Genomic DNA, 13,534 nt, shown 5'->3' with positions numbered 1-13,534 from the left:
GACAACCGCCTTCGCGGCAGTGCGGATCCCGCCATCATTCAGCTGTCGTTGCCGTCTTCGGCCGTGTACACAATGCGAAACTGAATTCAGCCACTGCCCGCTATGCTGGTCGCCATGACCCGACGATCTTCGACCGCCCTGTCCCTGCTCCCGCTGGCCACCACGCTGCTGATCGGCTGCGCGAGTGCCCAGTCCCTCGATGCCCAGAACGCCCAGCTGAAGGCCGCCATCGCCGCCGCCGAACGTGGCCAGTTCGATCCCGGCCAGGCCGCCGCGCTCAGCCGCCATCCCGCGTATGGCTGGCTGGAGTTCGCCAACCTGCGGCGCAACATCGACACCGTCGATACGGCGCAGGCACAGGCCTTCCTCAAGCGCTACCAGGGCCAGGCCGTGGCCAACAGCTTCCGCAGCGCCTGGCTGCCCTCAGTAGCGCGCCGCCAGGACTGGCCGACGCTGCTGGCCAACTGGGCTCCCACCGACAACCTCGGCCTGCGCTGTGCGCAGCTGACAGCGCGCCAGGCCACCGGCAAGCTGGACCCGCAGTGGATCGGTGAAGCCCAGGATCTGTGGCGCAAGAACGGCAAGTCGTTGCCCGATGCCTGCGACGCCGTGTTCGCCGTGCTGCAGGCGCAGGGTGGCATGAGCGATGCGCTGCGATGGGAACGCATCGATGCCGCTGCCGATGCACAGCAGCCGGCGGTGATGCGTTCGGCTGCGCGCGGCCTGCCGGCCAGTGATCTGGCCCTGGCCAACACCTACGCGGCCTTCGTCGACAAGCCCAATGCCAGCGCCCTGAACTGGCCGCGCAACGAGCGCAGCCGGCGCATCGCCACCGACGGCCTGGCCAAGCTGGCCAAGGCCGACCCGGATGCTACCGAACAGCAGCTGCCGCAGTACGCGCAGGCGCTGGGCCTGAGCGCCGAACAGCAGGGCCAGGTGCGTTACCAGATCGCCCTGTGGACGGTGGCGTCGTACCTGCCCGACTCGGCTCGCCGTTTGAATGCCGTGCCCGATGCGGCCTATGACGAGCGCCTGCACGAATGGCGCGCGCGCGAAGCGATGTCGCGCGGCGATTGGCCGGCGACGCTGGCGGCGATCCGCAAGATGGGCCCGACCCAGCGCAACGATTCGCGCTGGCGCTATTTCGAAGGCCGCATGCTGGAAAAGACCGGCCAGGCACAGCAGGCGCAGCCGTTGTTCCGCGAAGCCGCGCGCGCACCGACCTTCCATGGTTTCCTCGCTGCGGACAAGCTGCAGCAGCCCTACACGCTGTGCCCGTGGAAGCCCAACGACAGCGCACAGGCGCAGGCCGCGGTGGCCCGCGATCCGGCCATCCAGCGGGCGATGGCGCTTTACCAGATCGACCGCGCCGGCTGGGCGGTGGCCGAATGGAACAATGCGCTGTCGCGCTTCGATGACACCCAGCGTCGCCTCGCCGTGCGCGTAGCGCAGGACAACGGTTGGTTCGACCGCGCGGTGTTCGCGCTCGGCAAGCAACCGCAGGAGCAACGCCTGTACGACCTGCGCTTCCCGCTGCACCACGACGCCACGATCCGCCGTGAATCGGCACGCAATGCCATCGACCCGGCCTGGGTGGCCGCCGAGATCCGCGCCGAAAGCACTTTCACCCCGCGCGCGCGTTCGCCTGCCAATGCGATGGGCCTGATGCAGGTACTGCCGGCGACCGGCGCCGGCGTGGCCAGGTCCATCGGCCTGACCGGCTACGGCGGCGCTGACAGCCTGTACGACCCGGATACCAACATCGCCATCGGCACCGCGTACCTGCGGCAGTTGATGAACAAGTACGACGGCCTGCCCTACGTGACCATCGCCGCCTACAACGCGGGCCCGACGCCGACCGCACGCTGGCAGACCCAGCGCCCGGGCTTCGATCCGGACCTGTGGATCGAGACCATCAGCTACAAGGAAACGCGCGAGTATGTCGCCCGCGTGCTGGCCTTCAGCGTGATCTACGACTGGCGACTCAATGGCGACGCATTGCCGCTGAGCGACCGCCTGATGGGCCGCCTGGTGGACAAGCGCAAGGCCTTCACCTGCGCCACCAACGCCGACCAGGGCGGCGATTGATCACGTGGTATCGGTAGCGCCGGGCCATGCCCGGCGAACGCCATGTGTTCGGCCGGGCACGGCCCGGCGCTACCGTGCCATCATCCCCCCATGAAGATCTATCTTGTCGGCGGCGCCGTGCGCGACCGCCTGTTGCAGCGCCCTGCCGGCGACCGTGACTGGGTCGTCGTCGGCGCCACGCCCGCGCAGATGGAAGCGCAGGGCTACACCGCCGTCGGCCGTGATTTTCCCGTCTTCCTGCACCCGAAGACCGGAGAGGAATACGCTCTGGCCCGCACCGAACGCAAATCCGGCCGTGGCTACCGCGGCTTCGTGGTCGATGCCGATCCGGCGGTGACGCTGGAAGAAGACCTGCAGCGCCGCGACTTCACCATCAATGCCATCGCCTGCGATGAAGACAGCGGCACGCTGGTTGATCCCTATGGCGGTGCGCGCGACATCGAGCAGCGCGTGCTGCGCCATGTCGGTCCCGCATTCGTTGAAGACCCGCTACGCGTGCTGCGTGCGGCGCGCTTCATGGCCCGCTTCGCCTCGCTCGGTTTCACCGTCGCGCCGGAAACCATGGTGCTGATGCGCGAGGTGGCCGCCAGTGGCGAGCTCGACGCGCTGGTACCGGAACGTGTGTGGCAGGAACTGCGTAAGGCATTAGTGTGCGAACGCCCATCGGCGTTCCTGCGCACCCTGCACGACGCGCACGCGCTTGGCCCGATACTGCCAGAACTGGAAGCGTTGTACGGCGTACCGCAGCGCGCGGAATTCCATCCGGAAGTCGACACTGGCATCCACCAGGAAATGGTCAGCGACATGGCGGCGAAGCTGGCGCCCGGTGATGACCTGGTCGGCTTCGCCGCACTGACCCACGACCTCGGCAAGGGCCTGACCCCGGCCGAGGAATGGCCGCGCCACATCATGCACGAGCAGCGCGGCATCACGCCGCTGAAGGACCTGTGCGCGCGCCTGAAGATTCCGACCGAGCACCAGCAGCTGGCCGAGGCGGTATGCCGCGAGCATCTGAACGTGCATCGCATCGACGAGCTGCGCGATTCCACCGTGCTGGAACTGCTGGGCCGCTGCGATGCGTTGCGCCGGCCGGAGCGGGTGGCACGCATCGCGCTGTGCTGCGAGGCCGACAAGCGCGGCCGGCTGGGTTTCGAGGACAGCGACTACCCGCAGGGCGAAACACTCAAGCGCCTGCACCGGGCGGCGCTGTCAGTGCAGGCGCGTGACCTGGACACCACACACCTCAAAGGCCCGGCCATTGGTGAGGCGCTGGCCAAGGCGCGTGTACGGGCGATCGCCGCCGCCCGCTGATGCTTATCCGGCACTTTTACCGGTAGTGCCGGCCGCTGGCCGGCAACCACAGCGCTATCAGTGCGCCATCCCGCGGGTGATCGCCGCAGCACGTTCCTTCAGCTGCGCCACCGCGTCGGGGATCATCTCCATGCCCACGTCCAGGCCGGGATTCAGCACCAGGCCGACGCCCTCGCCGATGCCCGACAGCAGTGCATGCACCGCGATGGGCATGGCGTGGGCAAACTGCGGCAGCTGCTCGTGCCAGATCTCCGCGCGCTCGGGCGCGGTGAACACCGCAAACATCGGCTCGCCGCTTTCGCTGGTCAGCACCAGCGGCGAAATGCTCTCGTCCCAGGCGCCGTCTTCACCGATGGCCTTGTCCAGCAGCACGAACACCGGCGCGGTCAGCAGGCCGTCGAGGAACTGCGAGGCCGTGAGGGTTCCGTCCTGGGCCTGCAACAGGCGCACTTCCAGGTCGTTGGCGGGTTCGAAAGGCGTTTCGTGGTCCATGGTCGGTTCCGGTACGTGGTTGCTGGCTGCAACTTTAGCAGGCCCGGCATCAGCCTACGTACACCTCGTTCCGCAGCGGAATCGACCTCAGCGGCCGATCAGGCTTTCCGCCGGAATGCCCAGGTTGCGGTGCAGATTGCGGATCATCTCCAGGGTCAATCCGCGCTTGCGATTCAATACCTCGTATACGCGGTTGAGCTGACCAATCGAGGGCACCAGATCCTTGACGGTCAGACCGCCCTGCTCCATGCGGAAGCGGATCGCTTCAATCGGGTCCGGCAGCTCGCTCGGGTAGTGCTTCGCTTCGTAGGCCTCCACCAAGGTGGCGAGAATCTCGAAACGATCTCCCTCTTCGCTATCCAGCGCAGGTTCGTTCTCGAAATAGGCCTCCAGCTCGCGCAACGCGTTCTGATAGTCGACTTCTGTGCGAACAGGACGAATGTTCATGGAAACTCCGCAGTACAAGCGCTAACCAGATCATAAGCCGCACGCAGCACTTCAGTTATACGGTCAGCCCCCACCGTGTCCATGCCGCCACATCCACCCCGCCACTGCCAGCCCGGCCACTATCACCAGCATCACCGGCAGCCCAAAGCGGTGCCGGAACGGGATCGGCACCCCGCCGAGCTGCTGGTCCATGCTTTCGGTATCCAGCACCCAGCCGTGCTCGCAGCCGGTGCAGGCCAGCTCGTAGCGGCGCTGGTAGACGAAGCCGAACAGCAGGTCGATGCGCGCCATCCTGTAGCGCAGCTGCGGGGCGAATTCGGTTTCGGTCTGGCAGCGCAGGCAGTGGTGCGATTCGGTGGGGCCGACAATCAGCACCCGTTCGTGTTGGCCGATCAGCAGCAACGTTCAGCCCTCCTTGCAGGCGGGCTGGGCCAGCAGCCAGGCTTCGGCCGCCGCCACCGTGGCGGCATCGCCGACGGTGGCCTGGTCCGGCGCGATCTTCCGCCCGTCGCCATTTCCATTGCGATCGCGCATGACGCTGGTGGTCAGCACCAACGCGCTGCCGTCCACCAGCCGGCGCACCACGTTGGCCGTCGATACACCTGCCGTGGGCTGTCCGAAACTGCGGGTCTGCGCCCGGCCTCGGAACGCCAGTACGGTCGCTTCGCCGGAACTGGCGGTGCGCGGGCCGGTCAACACCGCCACCGGCGCGCCGACCTTGCGGGGCAGATAGCTGGGCTGGCCGAAATCCAGGCGCGTCGCCTCGCCCATGCGCACGCCACTGGCAGTGGTCTGCCAGTGTACCGGACCGTCGGCGGTCTCGAATGAGCCCACGTCCTCGATAGCCATCGCCGAGGTGCGCAGCAGCGGCGCAACGCCCAGCAGCATCGGCCACATGTTGCCGCCGGTGTTGTCGCGCAGGTCGACGATCCAGCCACAGCGAGGCGTGCTGTCCTTTTCACGGATGGCGTTCTGCCAACGCACCGCACGCTGGATGTTCTGTTGCTGCAGCTGCTGCGGCGGCGCACCGGGGTCTGCCGCATAGCCCTCGATCAGCACCTGGCCGATACGCGGGTCACGTGCGCGAGTGGTGTCACTTTCGCTGCGGGCAGCAGCGGTGGCGTTTTCGCGGGCGAAACGCTCCACGCGTTGCTGCTGTCGTTGCGGGGTCATCCAGCTGCCGTGACCGCCTGAACTGCGACCGATGGCCTCGGCCAGGACGGTCCGGACCTTGGCCGGATCGCCCTGCGCATCTTTCAGCCGCGTGCGCGTGGCAGGCCAATCGACCCTGCCTCGGTACAGCGCCTCGCGTTCAAGCATGTCCAGCAGCTGTTCCTGTGCGGCGGGTGATGGAATCTCGATGGCGTCGGCCGCAGTGGCAGCGGTCGTTGCCAGCAGCGCGGCGATGAGGAGGGCACGCCCCGGCAATCCTTTGCTGTTCCGCATCGACATCTCCCTGTCGTTGAATGAAGGCGAAGCATAGCGCCTTGGCCGCCGCGCGGCGTGTCGCATCAGGCACGTCAGGATCGGACTGCGATTTACAACTTTGCCCATGTCGGCACGCTGGCAAACGCGCGAAGGTCGCTGTGCCGGCGCCACCTGCGCTGGCCGGGATTGGCGTCCTGAATCAATGAGCAAAGATGACCGATTGCCTCGATGCAGGCACTCGCGACAATGCACCACCTGCCGGTCCATGGCGGGCGGTGCGTGGGGACCCTTGGGTCCGTCGGCTTCTTCTTTGCTCTTGACCGGCACGCCAACCCGCACCGCCCGCCACCTTGCATCCCGCAGGTGGCCCAGCCCTGTGAGGTTGTTGCCATGACCACGCTCTACCCCACCTATCCGCGCCTGCACACATTGCTGGGTGATGCCCTGCCCGACCTGCAGCTGCCCAACACCACCGCCGAAGCGCTGGAAGACGCGCTGGCCGAAGCCGATGAAGCTGTCCCCACGCCCGCCTTCTTCAAGCGGCTGCGCGACGTCACGCGCTGCCACGCCGCTGACGGCGAGCCGTGGACGGAACTGCGCATCACGCCGGCGCGGGCGCGCGATCTGGCCTGCACCACGCGCTGCCTGCTGGCGTTGTCGGCGCTGGGGGGTGTGCTGCTGGCGACGCAGGCAGCGCGTGAACTGGACGACGCGGAGGCGCAGTGCCCGCCGCTGACGGAGGAAGGGCTGCTGCATGCGGTACAGCTGCTGGCCGATCACGCGGGCGCGTTGCTGGGGCGTTCGCCGTTGTAATGCAGCGGCGTTGGGATTGCTTGATTGGTAGCCAGGGCGTGTCGACCGAGGTCGACACCTACCAGAGCAGGTCATGGCGCTGGAGGGATTCGTACCGACCTGGGTCGGCACCCACCAAAGCGGATCATGGCGCTGGAGGGATTCGTGTCGACCGAGGTCGACACCTACCAGAGCGGGTCATGCCGCTGGAGGGATTCGTGTCGACCGAGGTCGACACCTACCAGAGCGGATCATGGCGCCGGGGGGATTCGTGCCGACCTGGGTCGGCACCCACCAGAGCGGGTCATGGCGTCGGTTGGATTCGTGTCGACCTGGGTCGACACCCACCAAAGCGGAGGTCGTCACCAGTTCGCGCGCAGGCCGATGTTGCCTTCGATGATGCGGCGCTTGCCGTTGTCGCTGCCACCAACCTCGCGGGTGTAGTCGGCCACGGCATACGCGCTGATCGTGCGGTTGAAGCGCCCGACCACGCCGACACCGGCCTCCACAGCACGCGAGCGCTGCGAATTGATGATCGCGTCGCTGTCGAACAGGATGCGGTCCTCGCCTGAACGGCCATGCCAGTAGTTCAACTTGAAGTACGGCTGCCAGCCGTTGTCGGCCAACTGGTAATCGCCCGCCAGGCGCAGGCCGACGCGGCCGGTCCAGGCGTTGTCGTTGTCGAAGGAAACGGTGGACACCAGATCACGCTGGTCATCCAGTGAACTGCGCTGCCAGATCACCTGCAGCTGCGGTTCCAGCCACCACGATGACTGCCCGAACTGCAGCAGTGGCTTGCCCGCTTCCAGCGACAGCGTGGTGCCATCGCCCTTGAGGTCGATGCCCAGCCCGCGCGAGGAGCGCGTGCGGCCGTCGTAGCGGCTCTGCATCGCCACCGCATCGATGTAGCCGCCGCTGCTGTCGGTCAACGTCCAGTACAGGCCCACGTGCTTGTCGTCCAACCGGCTCTGGCCGACCAACACGTTGTCCCAGCCTACCGCCAGGCCGGTGATCCTGCCATCGGCGCGAGTGCGGCCGACGAACACGCCGATCTGGTTGCGGTGGCTGTCACCGCTGGCAGCCCACACATCCAGGCCTGCCTGCACACCCATCACGTCACCATCGAAGCCGGGCCGTGCATCGCCTTTCCAGTGGATCTCGCTGCTCTGCCCGACCAGCCGTCCCCACGCCGTGCGGAAGGTGCCCTGGTTGTACAGCAGTCGCTGTTCGCCCTGGCGCTCATGGAAGGTCCCCAGGCTGGCCAGCGAAGTCTCGCGCAGCAGCGGCGGCACCACGGCGTAGGCCGCGGTCTCCAGGCGGTACAGCGGCACCAGGCCGTTCTCGTTCGGCGCGGCGGGCCTTGCCCCCGCACTGGGCGGCGGCGAACCGGTACCGGGCAGGCTGCCACCGGCCACCGGCACGTCCGGTACGGGTGGATCACTGGGCGGCGCTACCGGCGCAGGTTCCGGCGGCGGTGGCGGCGGCGCGGTCTCGCCTGCGGTCAGGTCCGGATCGGTGGCGCCCTCTGGCGGCGGCGGGGGTGCCGGGGGAATCGGCGGTGGTGGCGCCACCGGGGGCGTCGGCGGTGGCGGTGGCAGTACTTCGCCGCCGCCGTTCGGCGCGGGCGTCGGCCCGGCCGCCAATGTCGAACGCAGGTACCAGTTCTCGCCGGTGCCGGCGCTGACGCCGCCCTTGAACAGGAAATACTCGTAGGCACCGGCCGAGACCGGTGCGAACAACGAGAACGCGCCTGGCGCGGTGGTTGCGCCGTTCAGCGCCTGCACCACCAGGATACCGTCGACCAGCGTGGCCGCTCCTCCGCCACCGGTGTTGATGATGCCAAGGCCGGTGCTGCCGGTGGCGGTGCCGCCATCAAAGACCAGGCGGTCGCTGGCTGAGTCGTCCGCACCCAGCACGGTCTGCAGGTACACGCCACCGCCGTCGCCGCGGTAGTTGCCACGGATGGTGAAGGCATCGCCGGCGCCGCTGTTGTTGGTCAGATCAATGCGTCCGGCGTTGACCATGTTCACCAGCGCAGCTGCCGCGAACGGGCGGATCGCATGGTTGCCGCCACCGGCGAACAGCGTGCTGGTCTCGTCCACGTTCAAGCTGCCGGTGCCGGTGGCACTGTCGCCCAGCACCAGGTCGCCATCGAAGGTGAGCTCGGTGCTGCTGGCCAGGCTGATCGCTTCCCAGTTCTGGAAGCGTCCGACGCCAGCGGTCTTGACGTTGTTGAAGCTGAGGCGATCGCTGCCGGTGCCACCATCGAACAGCGGTACAGCGCCGAGGTTGGCCTGGTTGAGATTGCCCAGGGTCGCGACGTCATCGTCGGGGCCCATGTCGATGGCGCCGTAGACAATGCCGCCGCCATTCCAGTTGAAGGTGTCGTTGCCGGTGCTCAGCAGCACCTGGCCACGCACCGTGCCACCGGTGATGGTGACGCTGTCGGCGCCGCCACTGACGCTGATGTTGCCGCCGATGTAGGCGTCGTTGGAGATGATGATGGTGTCGGTGTCGAAGCCGGTGACCACGTTGCCGTCGTCGGTGCCGCCGGACATGTCCCACAGGTTCTTGTCCAGTTTCATGTTGACGCGGCCGATGCGGCCGCCGGTCATCCACGCCTGGTCGCCATCTTCGAACGCGCCGACGATGCGGCCACCGCTCATGCGGAAGGTGTCGATGTTGTCGCCCTGCTGCAGGGCGCCGATGGTGCCGCCGGTCATGACGAAATCATCGCGGCCACTGCCCTGCGTCACCAGCCCGGTGATGGTGCCGGCGTTGACGGTCAGCTGGTCATCGCCATTGCCCTGGTCGAGGCTGTCGATGGTGCCGCCGCTGAGCAGCAGCACGTCGTTGCCATCGCCCTGCTGCACGCCGCCGCTGATGCTGCCGGCCAGCATCTGCAGACGATCGTTGCCGGCACCGAACTGCACGCCGCTGCTGCCACTGATGGTGCCGCGGTTGACCAGCTCGCTGTCGCCGGCACCGCTGAACTGCAGTGCGATACCGCTGCCGGAACTGATGCTGCCGGTGTTGTCGACGCGGCTGCCGCCGCCAAGCTGTACCGCGGTACCGCTCGCCGAGCTGATGGTGCCGAGATTGGTGAGCACGTGCCCGCCCGCGCCGAGCAGGGAGACGGCGCTGCCCGCGCCGGCCTGCTGCAGCTGCGCGCCATTGCCAACATTCACGGTGATGCCTGCCGCGCCACTGGCGCTGATGGCTGCTGTCTCGGGATTGGGGGCGGTGCTGCTGCAGGTGACGGTCTGCCCGGCCACGGGAGCCGTCGCGTCGCACCCGGCCCAGGCGGCAGGGGCGGACAGGGCGAGCAGCGAGGGCATCGCCAGGATCTGCAGCAGGGAAACGGTCAAGCGGCGCTGGCGGAACCCGCGCGGGACGACATGGGACATACAGCACTCCTGGGTCGGGGGATCAGGAACTGCGGATGCTCTGTACGACACTGCTGATGCAGTCTGCCCTGCCATGAATGGTTTCGATAGCTGAACTTATCGGCAGTCGGTCACGCTTTCGTTGTGAAACCGGGAAGTAGTCACGCAGCCCGCATGTCGATGAACCGATTCATTTCCCATCGCCCGGGATGGAACATCCACGCATGGCACAGCGGGCATGCCACACCTGGATAGCCATGGATCCACACACGGATGGGCCATGCCCAGTAGATCCACGCCATGCGTGGATGGGCCGTTCTCAACGATGTTTGCCGCGCTCAGATCTTCAGATAAATGCGACGCCGGTCCAACCACCACGCCACGCCCCACCACAGCGCGACGAACCCCAGCGCCTGCAGCATCGAGGCCAGCTCCAGCGCCTGTGGCATTGCTGCGGCCAACTGTTGCCAGACCCAACCCCAGGCGCCGGTGGCCAGCAGGATCACCGACATCACCGAGGCACCCAGATAGGCGGTGATGGCATTGACGCCGAAGCGCCGGCCCAGTGCCGGCCATCCCTTGCGGTCGATCAGCAGGTGGCCCAGCCACAATGCCAGCGCGGCCAGGCCACCGGTCCACAGCACGTAGCTGGGCGTCCACAGCTGCTTGTTGAGCGGCAGTACGGTTGCCAGCAGCAGGCCAAGCACGGCGGTGACCGCACCCAGCGCGGCCAATGCACCGGCGCGGCCACTGCGCAGCAGGCCCCCGGCCAGCAGGCCCAGCACGGTGCTGGCCAATGCACCCAGACTGCTCAGCAATCCTTCCGGGTCATGGCCCAGACCGGTATCGGCCTGCCATTGGTAGATCCATGGCGCGAACAAGGTGGTATCCAGGCGACTGGCCGGGTTGGTCCACGGCGCCAGGTCACCCACGCCCAGCAGCAGCGCGGCGTAGCCCACCAGCAGCGCCACCAGCGCGGCCGCCTGCACGCGCGGGCGCGCATACACCGCCAGCACGCCCACTACGGCCGCGCACAGCGCAATGCGCTGCAGCACGCCCCAGATGCGGAAATGGTGCGTGTGCAGTGCCCACCAAACAAGCAGGTGCAGCAGCACACCGGCAACGGCGATGCGCAGCGCGCGTTCCAGCACGCCACGTGCAAGCGCAGGCCGTGCGGCCGGATCCAGCGCGCGCGGTGCGACGCTGAAGGCCATCGACACGCCAACAAGGAACAGGAAGAACGGGAACACCAGATCGGTCGGCGTACAACCGTGCCAGTCGGAATGGCGCAGCGGTGCGAACACCGCGCTCCAGTCGCCTGGGTTGTTGACCAGCAGCATCGCCGCCACGGTCATGCCGCGCAGGGCGTCGATCGAGCCCAACCGGCGTGGCGGCGCGCTGCTCATCGTCAGGCCGCCTCGTACTGGCCGGCGATCCACGTACCACGCACCTGCAGCGCGTCGTCCAGCAGCACCAGGTCGGCCTGGTAGCCCTCGGCGATGTAGCCCAGGCGATCATCGACATTGAGGAACTGCGCCGGATAGGTCGAGGCCATGCGCGCGGCTTCAGCCAGCGGCTGGCGCAGCAACTGCACGGTGTTGCGCACGGCAGTGGCCATGTCCAGCGCCGAACCGGCCAGCGAGCCGGCCGCGTTGCGCACCACGCCGTCGATGGCAGTAATGGTTTCGCCATACAGCACGTAGCTCGGATCGTCGGCACCGACCGGCGGCATCGCGTCGGTCACCAGCAGCAGGCGGCCACGCGGCTTGGCCGCCAGCGCCACCCGCAGGCTGGCCGGATGCACGTGCACGCCATCGACGATGATGCCGATCCAGCTGTCGCGATCTTCCAGCGCCGCGCCGACTGCGCCGGGTTCGCGGCCCTGCAGCGGCGACATCGCGTTGTACAGATGGGTGAAGCCACGTACGCCGGCATCGAGGCCGGCACGGATCTCTTCATAGGTGCCGGCCGTGTGGCCAGCAGCGACGATCACACCGCGCTCGACCAGCGCGCGGATGGTCTCCAGCGGCACGCGCTCGGGCGCCAGGGTCAGCAGGGTCACGCCGTTGTCCAGCGACGACGCCAGTTCGATTTCCTGCTCGTCCGGCACGCGGAACTTGCTGGCATCGTGCGTGCCCTTGCGCGCCGGTGCGATGTACGGGCCTTCCAGGTGGATGCCGATCACGCCGGGCACGCCCTGTGCGATCGCCTGGCGCATCGCGCCGATCGCCTCGCGCATCACGACCACGTCGTCACTGATCAGGGTCGGCAGCATTGCCGTGGTGCCGAAGCGGCGATGCGCACGGGCAATCGTACGCAGCGACTCGACGTCGGGCGTGTTGTTGAACAGCGCGCCGCCACCGCCATTGACCTGTACATCGATGAAGCCGGGCAGCAGCCAGCCACCGCCAAGATCCACCTGCTCGTCGGCCGTACCCAGCTGCGGCGCCGCGTCGGGCAGCAGCGCGCTGATGTGGCCGTCTTCGATCACCACCGCAAGATCATCGCGGAACTCATCGCCGGCAAGAATGCGGGCATTGCGCAGGACGGTTGCCATCACACCGTCTCCGTCACCTTGTTCAGATGCGGCGGCAGATCCGGGTTGAAGCCACGGCGCAGCGCCAGTGCATTGATCGCGCGATAGAAGCTCTGCACCGTCAGCAGCGGCGCGCACAGCGGATGCGGCGCGGCAGCGACCGGCAGGTTGCCGCCGGCACCGGCCAGCCACACCTTGGCGCCACGTGCGGTGAACTCTTCAGCCACGGCACGGGTACCGGCGCCGGTCTCATCGGGCTGGGCAAAGGCCAGCACCGGGAAGCCGCGATCGACCAGCGCCATCGGACCATGCTTGACCTCGGCCGAGCTGTAGGCCTCGGCATGCAGGCTGCAGGTTTCCTTGAACTTCAGCGCCGCTTCCTGCGCCGCGCCCAGGCCGAGGCCACGGCCGAGCACGAACAGGTTGTTGGCCTCCACCAGGCCATCGGTCACCGCGCTCCAGTCGCACTGCCAGGCCTCGCGCATCGCATCGGGCAGCAGGTCCAGAGCGTTGCGCAGCGCGCTGTCCTGCTTCCAGTACGCGGCCAGCTGCAGCAGCGCGGACAACGAAGCGAGGTAGCTCTTGGTCGCCGCCACGCTCTTCTCCACGCCGGCATGCAGCGGAATGACCGTGTCGGCCAGTTGTGCCAGCGGAGAATCCTCGACGTTGACCAGCGCCACCACGCGCGCGCCAGCGGCCTTGGCCGCTTCGGCATTACGCAGCAGGTCCGGGCTCTTGCCGGACTGCGAGATGACAATGAACAACGCACCGCGCAGCTGCAGCGGTGCCGCGTAGACCGAACCCACCGACGGCGAGGCCGAGGCAACGACCAGGCCCAGCTGGGTTTCCAGCAGGTACTTGCCGTAGGTCGCGGCATGGTCGGAGCTGCCACGTGCGCAGGTCACCACGAACGGCGGCGGCGTAGCGCGCAGGCTGGCTGCCAGCGTCTCCATCACGGCGTGGTTGCGGGCGAACTGGCGGGCAACGACCTCGGCCGCTTCGGCAGCCTCGGCGAACATCAGGGTGGCGGTGGGATCGGACAGCGACATGGCAG

At 67.6% G+C, this 13,534-nt stretch carries 11 protein-coding genes; 3 read left to right on the top strand and 8 right to left on the bottom strand.

Going from position 1 to position 13,534, the window contains the following annotated elements:
• The first annotated feature begins 102 nt into the window (after positions 1–102).
• Both LC407_RS16250 and LC407_RS16245 read left to right on the top strand, forming a co-directional pair.
• Positions 103–2,088, top strand: a complete 1,986-nt coding sequence (locus LC407_RS16250) for a transglycosylase SLT domain-containing protein (RefSeq protein ID WP_223483205.1) — start codon at positions 103–105, stop codon at positions 2,086–2,088.
• Between the two features lie 90 nt (positions 2,089–2,178).
• The gene (locus tag LC407_RS16245) at positions 2,179–3,399 is read left to right on the top strand and encodes a multifunctional CCA addition/repair protein (RefSeq protein WP_223483204.1); all 1,221 of its coding nucleotides are present in this window, start codon (positions 2,179–2,181) and stop codon (positions 3,397–3,399) included.
• A 57-nt stretch (positions 3,400–3,456) separates the two neighbouring features.
• Here the strand turns inward: LC407_RS16245 and LC407_RS16240 are convergent, their stop codons facing one another.
• The 4 genes from LC407_RS16240 to LC407_RS16225 all read right to left on the bottom strand — a co-directional run bounded on the left by LC407_RS16240 (position 3,457) and on the right by LC407_RS16225 (position 5,784).
• A complete protein-coding gene (locus tag LC407_RS16240; protein WP_059065110.1) occupies positions 3,457–3,891 on the bottom strand; it encodes an SseB family protein in 435 nt (144 codons plus the stop codon).
• 87 nt (positions 3,892–3,978) lie between these two features.
• Positions 3,979–4,338, bottom strand: a complete 360-nt coding sequence (locus LC407_RS16235) for a transcriptional regulator (protein ID WP_223483203.1) — start codon at positions 4,336–4,338, stop codon at positions 3,979–3,981.
• 63 nt (positions 4,339–4,401) lie between these two features.
• Complete coding sequence (locus LC407_RS16230; protein WP_088100945.1) at positions 4,402–4,740, bottom strand: hypothetical protein; 339 nt, start codon at positions 4,738–4,740, stop codon at positions 4,402–4,404.
• Between the two features lie 3 nt (positions 4,741–4,743).
• Entirely contained in the window at positions 4,744–5,784 is a 1,041-nt protein-coding gene (locus tag LC407_RS16225; protein WP_223483202.1) for a S41 family peptidase, read from the bottom strand.
• A 372-nt stretch (positions 5,785–6,156) separates the two neighbouring features.
• Here LC407_RS16225 and LC407_RS16220 point away from each other — a divergent pair, with 372 nt between their 5' ends.
• Entirely contained in the window at positions 6,157–6,579 is a 423-nt protein-coding gene (locus LC407_RS16220) for a hypothetical protein (protein WP_223483201.1), read from the top strand.
• Between the two features lie 341 nt (positions 6,580–6,920).
• Here the strand turns inward: LC407_RS16220 and LC407_RS16215 are convergent, their stop codons facing one another.
• From LC407_RS16215 to LC407_RS16200, 4 genes are all read right to left on the bottom strand, one after another.
• On the bottom strand, positions 6,921–9,965 hold the full coding sequence (locus LC407_RS16215; protein ID WP_223483200.1) for an autotransporter domain-containing protein: 3,045 nt from the start codon (positions 9,963–9,965) through the stop codon (positions 6,921–6,923).
• 317 nt (positions 9,966–10,282) lie between these two features.
• Entirely contained in the window at positions 10,283–11,350 is a 1,068-nt protein-coding gene (locus LC407_RS16210) for a heparan-alpha-glucosaminide N-acetyltransferase domain-containing protein (RefSeq protein ID WP_223483199.1), read from the bottom strand.
• Positions 11,351–11,352: 2 nt separating this feature from the next.
• On the bottom strand, positions 11,353–12,501 hold the full coding sequence (nagA, locus tag LC407_RS16205) for an N-acetylglucosamine-6-phosphate deacetylase (protein ID WP_032975389.1): 1,149 nt from the start codon (positions 12,499–12,501) through the stop codon (positions 11,353–11,355).
• Entirely contained in the window at positions 12,501–13,529 is a 1,029-nt protein-coding gene (locus LC407_RS16200) for an SIS domain-containing protein (RefSeq protein ID WP_223483198.1), read from the bottom strand. Before LC407_RS16200 ends, nagA begins: the two co-directional genes overlap by 1 nt.
• Positions 13,530–13,534: the final 5 nt, after the last annotated feature.

The organism is Stenotrophomonas sp. OVS01A, from assembly GCF_019969775.1.
Classification (GTDB): domain Bacteria; phylum Pseudomonadota; class Gammaproteobacteria; order Xanthomonadales; family Xanthomonadaceae; genus Stenotrophomonas; species Stenotrophomonas indicatrix.
Note: the sequence above shows the minus strand (reverse complement) of the source record. Positions and strands in the feature narration are given on the sequence as shown.